Raw genomic sequence first — 14278 nt, 5'->3', positions numbered from 1 at the left:
TGACCCAATGACATAAATCATGATAAAAAATTATTTTAAGATCGCCTGGCGCAACCTTTGGAAAAACAAGGTTTCATCTACTATTAACATTGTTGGCCTTGCCATTGGTATGGCCGCGTGTATAGTTATCCTGCTATTTGTATCGTACGAGCGGAGTTTCGACAGCTTTCACGGCGATAATATCATCAGGCTTAACGAGGTACAGAAGTTCCCGGGTATGGCGGCATCGCAAAAGGTGGGCCTGTCAATGTATCCTATGGCACCGGCCCTAAAAGCCGAATACCCTGAAATAAAAAGCTATACGCGTATAAAATGGGACCGCAAATACCAAATGACCTATAACGAAAAAAGGGTGTTCCTGCCGCAGGTGTTCGCGGTTGATTCTGCCTTTTTGGATATTTTTAATTTTAGGGTGATAAAAGGTAATGCGAAAGATGCTATTGAAAAACCAAACAGCATAGCCCTTACCCAGGAAACCGCCGAAAAACTTTTTGGCAACGAAGACCCGATAGGCAAAGTGATAAACCACTATGGCGGCGATACCGTAAAATTTACGGTAACAGCCGTAATGGCAAACAGCCCCAAAAATTCGCAGCTACAGTTTGATGCCTTATATTCCTTACCCGGCATCCACCAGAAATGGATGGACAACTGGGGCGGCAACTGGTTAAATACCTATCTTAAAGTAACCCCCGGCACAGATCTGAAATCTTTTGAAGCAAAGATGCCGGCTTTCCTTAAAAAACACATGAATGGCGAAGGCTGGAAATTCTACGAGCTGTTTTACCTGCCGCTTAAAGATGTACACGCCAACGCTACCGATATCGGGCTTGATTACCTTAACTTCCAGAAATTCGATCAAAAATCAACCAACCTTTTTGCCATCATAGCATTAATTGTGCTGGTTATTGCCTGCATCAACTTCATGAACTTATCTACCGCACGTTCCGCCGATAGGGCAAAGGAGGTAGGCATCCGCAAATCTATCGGGGCCAACAGGCCGCAGCTGGCTTTCCAGTTTTGGGCGAAACCATACTACTCTCGCTGCTGGCGCTGGTGCTTGCCATTGTTTTGGTAGAGCTGGCCTTGCCCTATGTAAATAACCTGAGCCTGCGCGATATATCGCTGCCGGTATTTAGCAAGCCATCGTTCCTGCTGATTATTTTGGCAAGTACGGTAATGGTGGGTGTCATATCGGGCATTTACCCGGCGTTGTTCCTGTCATCGTTTCAGCCTGTGAAGGTTTTAAAAGGATCGGTAGATACCGGTAAAAATAAAGGCACACTACGCAATATATTGGTTGTTGGGCAGTTTACCAGCGCGGTATTTTTAATGATAGCCACTGTTTTTGTAGTGAAGCAATTGAAATTTATGCAGGAAAAAGACCCCGGCTTTACCCGCGACCAGGTGGTAACTATCCCGCTCGACAGGATCTCGGGCCAAAAATACCAGGTGTTTAAACAAGCGTTACTTGGTAATACGCTGGTTGCAGGTGTTACCGCCTCGCAAGATCAGTTGGGCAGCCACTTGGATCAGTCGGGGGTTGATTTTAAATATAATGATTCGCCTATAAGGAACCTGGCTGCCACACAGCTTATTGTTGATGATGATTACCTTAAGGTTTACGATATTAAAATGGCTAAGGGTAAGAATTTTTCTCCCGAAAAGTCGGCAAACGGCCGCGAGTATATTATCAACGAAGCGATGGCGAAAGAACTTTTAAAAGATCACCCTAAAGCCACGCAAGAGTCGTTGATAGGCCAGCGGTTTGGGTACGATTCACTGGGCGTAATTACCGGCATCGCCAAAAATTTCAACTTTAATTCGCTGCATTACAAGGTAGAGAACCTGTTTATAGTAAACCAGGACGAGTGGGGCTTTAGCACCGTTTCGGTAAAAATAAAAACCGGCAAATCAAAACAAGCCGTTGAATTTATAAAGGCCACCTGGGAAAGATTGATTCCCGGATATCCTTTCGAGTACCAGTTTTTAGATGATCACTTCGCCGAAGTTTACCGCGCAGATAACCAGGTGAGTAAAATAACAGGCATACTTGCAGGCTTAGCCATCCTGATATCGTGCCTTGGCCTGTTTGGGCTTGCATCCTTTTCGGCCGAGAAACGGATCAAAGAAATAGGGGTGCGCAAAGTGTTAGGGGCATCGGTACAAAACATTGTGCTGCTTTTATCCGGTCATTTTATAAAACTGGTTTTAATATCCAACCTGCTTGCGTGGCCGCTTGCCTGGTATTTTATAAGCAGGAGGCTACAGGATTTTGCTTATCATATCGATATAACCCTGGGCACATTTGTATTGGTAGCCCTGATATCGGTATTAATTGCACTGGTAACCATTAGTTTCCAATCTATAAGGGCAGCTATTGCCAACCCGGTAAAAAGTTTACGAAGTGAATAATAGCATAGTGTATTGTTGTAACCTTTGTTTTGTTTTCACTGTCTTATTAATACAGTTTTGAGTTTAGGGAATTAGCGTTTAATAACAATTATCATGATAAAAAATTATTTTAAAATAGGTTGGCGTAATATGATGAAGAACAAATTCTTCTCATTCATTAACATATTTGGCTTATCTGTAGGGCTGGCATGCTGCATGCTTATAGCGCTTTATCTTAAGTACGAGACCAGTTACGATATCCAACACAAAAACGCGCCTAATATTTATCAGGTAATAACCGCCTTTATGCAAAACGGCAGTACCAGAATGAAGATGCCAAACACGCCGGCACCTATGGCCGGGGCGCTAAAACAGGAGTACCCCGAAGTGGTTGAAAGCGCCCGGCTGCTAAAACTTTTTGTTGACGATAAAACCATTATACAATACAATCCCGCAAATGGCGAACGTAAATCGCTGCTGGAGCAGAACGGTTTCCTGGCCGATCAATCCTTCTTTAAAATATTTACTTACAATTTTACCGAGGGTAGCCCGGCAAATGCTTTAACCAACCCACGTACAATTGTTTTATCAAAAAAGCTGGCCGGAAAAATATTTGGCAACCAAGCCGCGTTAAACAAGGTTTTACGTGTTAACAGCAATACCAATGGCGAGCAGGATTATACGGTAACAGGGGTTTTTGATACAGGCAATGTACCATCACACATCAACGCCAATTTTTTCCTTTCGGTTAAAGGCGGTGCCATGGAAGACTTTATAAACAGGCAAACCGATTTTGCCAGCAATAATATGTTTTATACCTACCTGCTGCTTAAACCTGGTACAGATGCTGCCAAACTGCAGGCAAAGTTACCTGCCTTTATGAATAAGTATGCAAGTAAGGACCTAAAGGCAATGGGTTTCCAGAAGGAACAATCGCTGCTTGCACTGCACGATATTCACCTGAGTGGCGAAGTGGAAAGCAATGTAACCGCCCCTGCAAGTAAAACATATTTATACGTACTGTTTTCGATAGCGGTATTCACACTTATTATCGCCTGTATCAACTTCATGAACCTTTCTACCGCGCGTTCGTCAAAGCGCTCGTCAGAGGTTGGAGTGCGCAAGGTTTTGGGTGCCGAGAAATCTACCCTTATCAGGCAGTTCCTGGGCGAATCTATCCTGATGACGCTGATAGCCTTTTTCTTTGCCATTGCTATTACCCTGATATTGCTACCGTTGTTTAACCAATTGGCCGACAAAAACATCACACTGTCTTTTAGTGGGGATATTCTGATGTTTTTTGAATTTTTGCTGATGGCACTTATCACCGGCGTGCTTGCGGGCAGCTACCCCGCGTTCTACCTGTCATCATTTAACCCGGTTAAAGTATTAAAGGGTAAGTTAACCAACTCGCTGGCTGTGGTAGCCGTGCGTAAAGGCCTGGTTGTTTTTCAGTTTATTATTTCCGTAGTTCTTATTGTGGCATCGGTAGTTATAGCAAGGCAAATGAATTTTATGCGCACTGCCGACCTGGGTTTTGCTAAAGACCAGCAGATAGTGCTGCCTTTACGTACTGCGGGCGCCAAAGCCGCTTACGCGGCCCTGAAAGCCGACCTGCAGCAGAATACACAGGTAACAGCAATAGGCGCATCAGCATATTACCCGGGTATATTTAACCCAAGCGATAACCTGTTATATCCCGAAGGAAAAACCAACGCCGAAGGCAGGCGTACACGGCTGAACTACGTGGATGATAACTTTTTACAGACATTGGATATCAAGCCGGTAGCCGGCCGGTTATTCTCGCCCGAGTTTGGTTCAGACACCAATACAAGTATTATTATTAACGAGAAAGCTGTACAGGAATTTGGTTTTGCAAATGCACAGGCAGCCATAAGTAAAAAGGTAATGAATAATTTTAGGGGCAATACAACCGCGTTTACCATTGTTGGTGTGGTTAAAGATTTTCATTACGAAGACCTGCACCTGCCGGTAACCCCTTACGGATTTTTGCTTAACACCAGTGGCTATAACTACATGGTTATACATGCCAAACCGGGTAACATGACCGCCATGTTAAAAACCATTGAGGCCGGTTGGAAAAAATATGACCCAAATGACCCGTTCGATTACACATTCCTTGATGATGATTTTCAGAAAAATTACCAGGCCGATACAAGGCTGGCGGGTATAGTAGGCTATTTTACAGTTGTAGCCATCCTGATATCGTGCCTTGGCTTATTTGGCTTAGCAGCCTTTAGCGCCGAACAGCGTACCAAAGAAATTGGTGTACGCAAGGTATTAGGCGCAAGTGTAAAAACCATCGTGTCACTTTTATCTGTCGACTTTTTAAAACTCATCATCATCTCAGTTATCATCGCTTCGCCAATTGCATGGTGGGTTATGAATAAGTGGCTACAGGCATTTGCTTACCGCAAAGATATCGACTGGACAATATTTGCTTATACCGCAACTATCGCCATCATAATCGGCCTAATCACCATAGGTTCGCAGGCCATTAAAGCCGCGTTGGCTAACCCGGTGAAGAGTTTGCGTTCGGAATAAACCCCGTCATTGGGTCATTAGTCATTAGGTCGTTTTAGGCCAACAATGACTAAATGACCCAATGGCTCAATGAATAAAAAATATGATCAGAAATTATTTAAAAACCGCATGGCGTAACCTGGTTCAAAACAAAACCACATCGCTCATTAGTATGGCAGGGCTGGCAGTAGGTATTTGCTGTTTCCTGCTTCTGACAACTTATTTGATCAACGAACTGCGTTACGACCGTTTCCACGTTAAAGCCGACAGGATAGTGCGGGTAGCCTATAACTACAAGTCGCCCGATGATAAGGAAGCCCGGTTTATAAGCGTTACACAAACTGCGGTTGTGCCTGTTTACAAACAGGAGTTTTCTGAGATAGAAGATGGCGTGCGCGTATTTAACCTTTCGGGCCAGGGGCCTGTAGCCATTAAATATGGTGATAAACTTTTTTCAGAAAAAAATATGCTGCTGGCTGATGATGCGTTCTTTAAGATCTTTACCTTTAAATTTTTGCAGGGCAACCCGGTTAACGCGCTTGCCGACCCATCATCGGTAGTTATTACAGCATCAACAGCAAAAAAATACTTTGGTAATGATAACCCTATGGGTAAAATACTGAAGGCAGATGATACCAATAACCTGATGGTGACAGGTGTTATAGAAGATGTGCCCGCATACTCGCAGATAAAGTTTGATCTAATGGCTAACGCAGCCCTTGACCCTGGTACAAAGGTTTTGAAATGGAACGCAGCGAGTAATTACTCGTACCTGCTGCTAAAACCGGGTGCCGATATTAAAGCTTTAGAGAAGAAAATGGATGCCTATATCGCTAATATTTTAAAAGGCCAGAACAGGCCTGGCGTTACAACCAATTACACTTTAGAGCCTTTAACCAGCGTACACTTGCAATCAAAAGCCCTGTTTAGCTTAGAGGCCCCCGGCGATATCAAATACATTTACATCTTAGGTATTGTTGCTGTAGTATTGTTATTACTGGCATGCGTAAACTTTCTTAACCTGGTTACCGCACGCTCTGCCGAGCGCGGCCGCGAGATAGGCGTACGCAAGGTAATGGGTGCCGTACGCGGCCAGTTGTTCACCCAGTTTATTATCGAAGCAGGTATCATCACCTTGTTTTCGTTGCTGGTAGGAGTGTTACTGCTTTCCGTATTCTTCCCCACCTTTAGTGTATTTACCGGGCAGCAATTAGGGTTTGCTACCTGGAACACTTCGTGGCTGGTTGGTGCTTTGGCTGTTTTGTTTATAGTGGTAACCTTTATGGCCGGTACTTACCCGTCGTTGTACTTATCGGCGTTTAAGCCCATCATTACCCTTAAAGGCAATTCATCTATGCAAGCCGGGGGTAATATGCTGCGTAAATCGTTGGTGGTGTTTCAATTTGTGGTATCGGTATTCTTTATCATCAGCACGTTAATAGCGGGCAACCAGTTAAGGTACATGCAAACTTTAAATACCGGTATCAACCGCGACCAGGTTTTAGTGCTTGATATCGGCGGCATACCGTATAACAATATCGAAGCATTTAAAAACGAAATAAAGCAGCAAAACGGGGTATTGGCCTCAACAGCCAGTTACGATTCGCCGGTAAACGTTCGCGGCGGGTATTCAATTAACAGCGCCGAAGGGAAACCGGCAGATTATAGCTTATCTGTTACCGCTATACCTATCGAAAAGAGCTTTGTGAAAACATTGGGCATTAAACTGGTTGCAGGTACCGACCTTGACCTGGGCGACGAGCAACAGGTTTTAATTAAGGACAATGAAAAACGCCATTACAGCTTTATTTTAAACGAAATGGCGGTAAAGGCCCTCGGTTGGAAACCGGATGAAGCAATAGGTAAAAAAATAGGCATAAATGGCAGAATGGGCGAGATAAAGGCGGTTGCAAAAGATTTCAACTTCGCTTCGCTGCACCAGGAGATAACACCCATTGCCATGTTCCCCGAGTATGAGTGGTTTGGGAAATTACTTATCAAAACATCGGGCAAAAATACAGCCGGCACCATTGCCGCTATACAGGCTAAGTGGAAAGCATTTTACCCAACTAAACCTTTCGAGTACCATTTTCTTGACCAGGAATTTGAAGAATTATATAAAACCGACCAGCGTACCGGGTCTATACTAACCGCGTTTACAGCCGTTACCATATTTATATCGTGCCTTGGTTTATTTGGGCTGGCGGTATTCTCAACCCGCCAACGCGTAAAAGAGATAGGTATCCGCAAGGTGTTAGGGGCAGGTGTGGCCAGCATAGTGGGCCTTATATCGTTCGATTTTATCAAACTTGTACTTATAGCTATCATCATTTCATCGCCACTGGCCTGGTATGCCATGCACACATGGCTGCAGGACTTCGCTTTCCGTGTAAATATACAGTGGTGGGTTTTTGCCCTTGCAGGCGGTATGGCCGCGCTTATAGCGTTTTTAACGGTGAGCTACCAATCTGTAAAAGCAGCGTTATCAAACCCGGTGAAGAGTTTGCGATCGGAATAAAGTTAATTAGAGGTTAGAGATTAGAGGTTAGGCTGGAAAGCCTGACCTCTATTTGTTGGGCCTTTCCTAATCTCTAATCTCCAGCCACTAATCTCTAACCCTAACTGTATCATAACCGAACGCACGCTGTACATAAGCGTACAGTTTTAGCATTTAACATTCAATATAATTAACTGATAATAAGCTATTTATAAATTTGGTATATTATTCATACCTGAATACCAAAATCAGTTTAAGAAATTGCAATAAATAACTCACTAATTCATTAAACACAATAATTAAAAATGTTATCACTTCAGCATATTTCAAAGTATTACCAGGTAGGCGGAAACAAAAATTTCGTTATAAACGACATCAGCCTTGATGTTGACGAGGGCGAGTTTGTTTCCATCATGGGCCCCTCGGGTTCGGGCAAATCAACCCTGCTGAATATTATAGGGATGCTTGACGAACCATCAGATGGTTACCATTACTTTGTAGACCAGGCCGTACACCAGCTTAAAGAAAGGCAACGTTCGGCCCTGTATAAACAATACATCGGTTTTGTTTTCCAGGCTTACCATTTGATAGACGAGCTTACCGTTTATGAAAACATCGAAACCCCGTTAATTTACCAGGATGTAAAAGGATCGGAACGTAAGGCCATGGTGGCCGATATGCTTGATCGTTTTAACATCGTTGGTAAAAAAGACCTGTTCCCGGCGCAACTTTCCGGCGGGCAGCAGCAGCTTGTGGGCATTGCCCGCGCGCTTATTGCCAAACCCAAACTACTATTAGCTGATGAGCCCACAGGCAACCTTAACTCTAAACAAGGCGAGGAGATCATGGAGCTTTTTCGTAAACTGAACAAAGAAGATGGCGTTACTATCATCCAGGTAACCCACTCCGAAAAAAACGCCGAATATGGAACGCGTATTATTAACCTGTTGGATGGAAAGGTAGAATCTTCCAGAAAATTCTGAACTATAACACAAAATGCGATACTTTAAATTTATACTTTTTAGCTTAATAACACTGGCACCGGCGCTGGCGCACAGCCAGGCTGTAGATAGCGTACTAACCCTGCAGCAATGTATTGATATTGCCGTAAGGAACAACCTCGACATCAAGAAAAGCGAGATACAACTGCTAACCTCAAAGGTTGATAAAAACCAGGCAAAAGAAAACCTGCTGCCCTACATTGGTGCCCAGGTTGACCACGGTATTAACAACGGCCGTAACCTTGACCCATCTACCAGTAACTATGTAGATCAATCGCTAAAATTTGCTAATTATAACCTAAACGGGCAGCTTACTTTATTTAACGGCCTTAAAAATCTTAACGAAATAAAACAAGCATCCCTGGCCTATAAAGCCGGGCAGATGGATTTACAGCAGGCAAAAGACCTGGTTACCATAAACACCATTACTGCATACCTGCAGGTACTTGATAATACCGAGCTTTTAGCACAGGTAGAGAACCAGGTGAAGGTATCTAAACAGCAGTTGGATAGGTTAGAGGTGCTTGAAAAACAAGGCGCCAATAAACAGCCAAATGATTATTACGACCTGAAGGGAACATACGCCGATAACCAGGTTAACTACGTAAATACAAAGGCTACGCTGCAAACATCAAAGCTTAATTTACTGCAGATACTGAACATACCCTACAGGCCGGGAATACGTTTCGAAAAAATTGAGGGCGCTAATTTGTCGGCGCCGGCTCAAACTTCCGAGGAAATTTATCAGACAGCCCTAAATCAGCTGCCATCTGTTAAAGCAGCTATACTAAGGCGCGAAAGCGCGGAAAAAGGCGTTACCGCGGCCAAGGGCGGTTTATACCCAACCGTATCGTTATTTGGAGGCTTAAATACACTTTATTCAAGCACGGCACAAATCAACAACCAGTCGATACCTTATTGGGATCAGTTTAAAAACAACTATAACACGCAGGTTGGCATCAGGGTAAGTATCCCAATTCTTAACTATTTCCAAAACCGTAACAAGGTTGCGTTAGCAAAAATTGACTTGCTAAGCTACAAATACATGGAAGAAAACACCAGGGTGCAGTTACGCCAAAATGTAGAGCAGGCTTACCTTAACATGGCCAACGCATACGAACGTTATACAACACTACAGGAGCAGGTTAAAGCTTACGCCGAATCGTTCAGGATCGCCGAGATCCGTTTTAACAATGGTGTGCTAAACTCTGTGGAGTTTGTATTGGCCAAAAACTACCTGGACAGGGCAAACCTAAGCCTTATCAATGCCCGTTACGATTGCTTTATCTACAATAAAATATTAGATTATTACCAGGGCAATTTATCATTATAAACCTAATTAATATATCACTATTAAAATATCCGGCTTACATAATGTAGCCGGATATTTTCATTTAAAACAAAACGTATATTTACCCTGTTAACCTTAAAATCAACAAAAACCATGAAAAAATTATTACTCACATTAGGGATATTTTTAGCTGTAACAGCTGTATCAAAAGCCCAGCTATTACCAAAAGTTCAGTTTGGGATAAAGGGCGGGGTAAACTTATCAAGTTTGTCAAACTCGGGCAGCACATTCAGCAGCGAGAACCGCGCGGGTTACTTAGGCGGTATATGGGCCAGGTTTGGCGCGTTAGGCTTCAATTTTCAACCCGAACTTTACATAACCAGCAAAAATGTGGATATCAATAACAGCAATGGCGCTGCAAGCAGTGCAAAATTCACCAGTATAGATGTGCCTTTGCTTTTAGGCGGTAAAATTGGCGCGTTTGGTTTGGGCGGCAGGTTTTATGCAGGCCCGTTACTGTCATTTGCTATAAACAAGGATAATAATTTAGGGTCGGCTGTAGGCAGCGCAACCAGGTTTGATTATAAAAGCTCAAACTTTGCTATTACGGCAGGTGCGGGGATTGATATCAGTAAGATCTCGATAGATTTGCGTTATGAAGCTGGCCTTACCAAACAAAATTATTTTGACGGATCTACCAACTACAAAACCCGTGTAAGCTTATTTAATTTAAGCTTAGCATACGCGTTTTTGTAATATAATAACATAGAGTTTTTAATAGGGCTTGTGCATTGCACAGGCCTTTTTTGTTTTATACCGTTGTAACTGCGGTTACAATTAATATGATAAGGAAACTGAGGGTAAATACCATAAAGTACATTACCGAAACACCAAGCATTTTACTAACTGTTCGCCAGCGGCTACGGTTGTACACTACTCTTAACGACCGGTAAATATACCATATAACTGTAAGCGTAGCTAATGTTGAAACCCAATTGGCAACACCTTGCCAGTTATGGGGCAGCAACCTGTTTATGAGCATAACGGCAATTAAAAACAGGAATATAAAACAATGCAAATGGATCGCGTAAATTATATGCTCTACATAAAATTTACGGTTTTTGCTAAATGCGATCTTAAGTATCAGCGCAAACAGCGGCAATATCAGGAACATCACTTTTGGCGCATTATGCTTTAGCGCCTCGGTGAACATCTTCTGGGCATCCTTGCCCTGGCTCGTCCAATCGTAGCTTTTACGTACAATAAAGCGTTCAACTATATTATCACGATCAGCCGGGCTTAATTTTTCCTGTTCCTTTAAATAGTCTTCGTAGTTGCTTTTCTTGTTTACCTTTAAACCAAATATATCAATGTTATCTCCTATGTTATAATCGATATTGTATTTTATATGGCCATCCTCGCTTTCGGGTGTAACACTAATCTTGTTTACAAGCTCTGCTTTTTGTTTGGCGTTAAAATGCCTGGTGTTGGCAACGCTATCAATTACCGCCCGCTTTACGCTATCTGCCGTATGCTTGGTGGCCGCGGTTTGTTTAACATCTTTAACCTGGTGCTTACCTCCAAATGCCAGTACAAAAAATAAAAGGCTTATAAAAATGTACATTTTAACCGGGTGCAGGTACTGCGCCCTATGGCCGGCGGTATACTCGTTGGTTAAATGGCCGGGCTTAAAAAACAGCGGCCTCATGGTATGAAAAAACTGATCGTCGAAATGGAAGTAGTCGCTCACGGCATGCGTTATCATGTGGCCAAAGCTCTCCTTCATCTCCAGGTTTTCCTGTCCGCAGTTGTGGCAGAATTTACCTTCTAAAATGGTGCCGCAGTTTAGGCAATCGTTCCCTTTCCGGTAATGCTTTTTCATGGTTTAAGCGTTTTCGATAGCGTGTTTAAGCGCCGCATTATGTTTATACCTGAATACTAACGGGAATATGATAGCAATAACAAGGGCGTAAGCTGCGAAGCTCAGCCATATGCCATGCCAGTTCTTTTCGCCATTTGCCAAAATAAAGTACTTATCTATAAGCCAGCCACTAATGTTGCTGCCAAAGAAAGCACCGAAGCCGTTCACCATCATCATAAATAATCCTTGCGCGCGTCCACGAATCTCAGGTGCTGCCTGTGTCTCCACAAACAACGAACCCGAGATATTAAAGAAATCGAACGCCAGACCATAAACAATGCACGACAGGATGATCATCCATAAACCATCGGCCGGGTTGCCAAACGCGAAAAGGCCAAACCTTAATACCCATGCTATCATACTGAACAGCATCACGTATTTTATACCAAACTTACGCAGGAAGAAGGGGATTGCCAGTATAAACAAAGTTTCGGAGATCTGCGATATCGACATGATGATAGCAGGTACTTTTACCGCGATGGTATCTTTGTAGGCAGCTACATTTTTAAAATCGTGGATGTAAGTATCGCCGTATGCGTTTGTAAGTTGCAAAGCAGCACCTAATAAAAGCGAGAACGCGAAAAATATGGCAAACCTTGATGATTTAAATAAAGCGAATGCATTTAAGCCAAAAGTAGTAGCAAATGATTTTGTGGCCGCCTTGTTTAACATAGGCAGGCACTTAGGCAGCGTAAACGAATAAAAGCCTAATGCCGCAGATACAGCCGCTGATATATAAAATTGATTTGCCGAGGTTTCGTTATTTGTTAAGCTTACTGTCCATAAGGCTACAATAAATCCAACGGTTCCCCAGGTACGGATAGGGGGATAATCCTTAACAACATCAATGTTTTGATTTTTAAGTGCCGAGTAAGCTACCGTTATTGATAACGACAGGGTGGGCATATAAAAGGCCATATTTAGTAACATTACCCAAAAAAAAGTGGTTGGGTTGGTTACCATTGGCAACGCGCACAAAGTAGCCGCACCAAGCAGGTGCATTATACCGTAAAGCTTTTCGGCGTTAATAAACCTGTCTGATAGGATGCCGGTAAGGGTAGGCATGAAAATAGAGGCTATGCCCATGGTGGAAAAGATAGCCCCAAACTGAGCGCCCGACCAGTGTTTGTTTTGAAACCAATATGCCCCTATGGTGAGCAGCCAGGCTCCCCAGATAAAAAATTGCATAAAATTCATCAGTATTAAGCGGAACTTAATATTCATACAGCACGGGTTGTTCAGTGTTTAAATTAAAGGCGGAAAGTACTGAAATTAAGCGAAACTGAAAAGTTATAAAACGCGACAATTATCTAAAAAGAAATTAGATAAATAAAACAGAAATTGGCTTCAAACTTAAATATAGGGGGGAGGGTAAAAAACGAGTTACGCAGTAAACACTGCCATATACGGCTGCAGTATAAGCCAAAACCGGTTTAAAAGCGAAACCGGTTTTGGTTAAAGGTTATCTAACGGATATACTCTCCTGAAGAATTTATCATTATACTACCTACCTGAACATAAAAATTGGAAAAAGTGTAACCATTTGCCGTTTGAGTGACAGATGTAAAGGTATTGTAAGCATGGCTGGCGATTAAGGTACCAGAACTATCATAAACGTCTGCATTCAGGATAGTATGCGGGGTTGGATTATATTGTATGTATACTGCATAACTGTAGGGGAAAGTACAGTTATCGCAATGAAGAATAAAAATTGGCTTTGCAACCTTTTTTGCCGCTATAACATGTTTAACTGAAGGTTTAGTTCCTTTAGCGTGGCTAAAATCATTTGTGCCGGCAAATATCATCATCGCCAACAACACGAGTAAGATCTTTTTCATGATTATTTAATTTTGGTTAACACTAAATTAAATATCATGTACTTTCAAATCAATAGATTTAAATACTGGTTAAAATGAACAGAAATTATTTTACTGCATAACTATGGATGATATGCGGGAATTAAAAAAGAAAAAGGTTGCCGCGATAAATTATACAATGGCAACCTTTCAAGTGGGGTTGGTTATGAAGACTTTCGTTTATTCAGTTCATCGCGGATTTTAGCAGCTTTTTCATACTGTTCTTCGGCCAGCGCCTGTTGCAGGCGCGTTTTTAGCTCATCCTCGCTTAATGATGTATAGGTGCCGGCTGCAGTAGCATGTGTTTTTTCTTCGGGCGTTTCGCTGATGTTTTCCAGGTAAACAAAGTCGTTACCCTCGATAACAATACCCGCGGTAGAAAGGATAAACTCATAAGTATAAATAGGGCACTCAAACCTTACCGATACGGCGATGGCATCAGAGGTACGCGCATCTATCTCTATCGTCTTCTTGCCGTCGCTGCAAATGAGTTTTGAATAAAAGATCCCATCAACCAGATTATAAATAATGATTTCCTGAACAGTAATATTAAATGCCTGGCCTAAGCTTTTAAACAGATCGTGCGTTAAAGGGCGGCTCGGGGTCATTTTTTCTATCTCAATAGCAATGGCCTGTGCCTCAAAACTGCCGATGATGATAGGCAGCCTTCTACGGCCGCTTACTTCGCCTAAAACCAATGCATACGCGCCCGACTGGGTTTGGCTGTAGGATAGCCCTACAATATCCAGCTTAATCTTTTTCATGTCGTTACCC

Annotated in this window: 11 protein-coding genes; 7 read left to right on the top strand and 4 right to left on the bottom strand. The window is 42.7% G+C overall.

The features are described 5' to 3' along the window. Positions 1 to 19: 19 nt before the first annotated feature. The 7 genes from EWM62_RS19445 to EWM62_RS02980 all read left to right on the top strand — a co-directional run bounded on the left by EWM62_RS19445 (position 20) and on the right by EWM62_RS02980 (position 10483). The gene (locus EWM62_RS19445; protein WP_203234968.1) at positions 20 to 1078 is read left to right on the top strand and encodes an ABC transporter permease; all 1059 of its coding nucleotides are present in this window, start codon (positions 20 to 22) and stop codon (positions 1076 to 1078) included. Beyond that, positions 1021 to 2415 (top strand): ABC transporter permease, encoded by a 1395-nt coding sequence (locus tag EWM62_RS19440; protein ID WP_203234967.1) that lies wholly within the window; start codon positions 1021 to 1023, stop codon positions 2413 to 2415. The genes EWM62_RS19445 and EWM62_RS19440 overlap by 58 nt, the downstream gene beginning before the upstream one ends. A gap of 129 nt (positions 2416 to 2544) precedes the next feature. After that, the gene (locus tag EWM62_RS03000) at positions 2545 to 4959 is read left to right on the top strand and encodes an ABC transporter permease (RefSeq protein ID WP_238989267.1); all 2415 of its coding nucleotides are present in this window, start codon (positions 2545 to 2547) and stop codon (positions 4957 to 4959) included. A gap of 82 nt (positions 4960 to 5041) precedes the next feature. Further along, complete coding sequence (locus EWM62_RS02995; protein WP_129875144.1) at positions 5042 to 7456, top strand: ABC transporter permease; 2415 nt, start codon at positions 5042 to 5044, stop codon at positions 7454 to 7456. A 284-nt stretch (positions 7457 to 7740) separates the two neighbouring features. Then, the gene (locus EWM62_RS02990; RefSeq protein ID WP_129875143.1) at positions 7741 to 8418 is read left to right on the top strand and encodes an ABC transporter ATP-binding protein; all 678 of its coding nucleotides are present in this window, start codon (positions 7741 to 7743) and stop codon (positions 8416 to 8418) included. Positions 8419 to 8431: 13 nt separating this feature from the next. Next, positions 8432 to 9769 (top strand): TolC family protein, encoded by a 1338-nt coding sequence (locus tag EWM62_RS02985; protein WP_129875142.1) that lies wholly within the window; start codon positions 8432 to 8434, stop codon positions 9767 to 9769. 111 nt (positions 9770 to 9880) lie between these two features. Beyond that, entirely contained in the window at positions 9881 to 10483 is a 603-nt protein-coding gene (locus EWM62_RS02980) for an outer membrane beta-barrel protein (protein ID WP_129875141.1), read from the top strand. Between the two features lie 55 nt (positions 10484 to 10538). Here the strand turns inward: EWM62_RS02980 and EWM62_RS02975 are convergent, their stop codons facing one another. The 4 genes from EWM62_RS02975 to EWM62_RS02960 all read right to left on the bottom strand — a co-directional run bounded on the left by EWM62_RS02975 (position 10539) and on the right by EWM62_RS02960 (position 14268). Beyond that, positions 10539 to 11609: a DUF3667 domain-containing protein gene (locus EWM62_RS02975; RefSeq protein WP_129875140.1), complete on the bottom strand. Its 1071-nt coding sequence runs from the start codon at positions 11607 to 11609 to the stop codon at positions 10539 to 10541. A 3-nt stretch (positions 11610 to 11612) separates the two neighbouring features. Beyond that, a complete protein-coding gene (locus EWM62_RS02970) occupies positions 11613 to 12872 on the bottom strand; it encodes a nucleoside permease (RefSeq protein WP_129875139.1) in 1260 nt (419 codons plus the stop codon). Between the two features lie 242 nt (positions 12873 to 13114). After that, entirely contained in the window at positions 13115 to 13486 is a 372-nt protein-coding gene (locus EWM62_RS02965; RefSeq protein WP_129875138.1) for a hypothetical protein, read from the bottom strand. A gap of 182 nt (positions 13487 to 13668) precedes the next feature. Next, the gene (locus EWM62_RS02960; RefSeq protein WP_129875137.1) at positions 13669 to 14268 is read right to left on the bottom strand and encodes a bifunctional nuclease family protein; all 600 of its coding nucleotides are present in this window, start codon (positions 14266 to 14268) and stop codon (positions 13669 to 13671) included. Between the last annotated feature and the right edge of the window lie 10 nt (positions 14269 to 14278).

It is taken from the genome of Mucilaginibacter terrigena, assembly GCF_004168255.1.
Classification (GTDB): domain Bacteria; phylum Bacteroidota; class Bacteroidia; order Sphingobacteriales; family Sphingobacteriaceae; genus Mucilaginibacter; species Mucilaginibacter terrigena.
The sequence above is the reverse complement of the archived record's forward strand: the minus strand, read 5'-3'. Positions and strand labels throughout refer to the sequence as shown.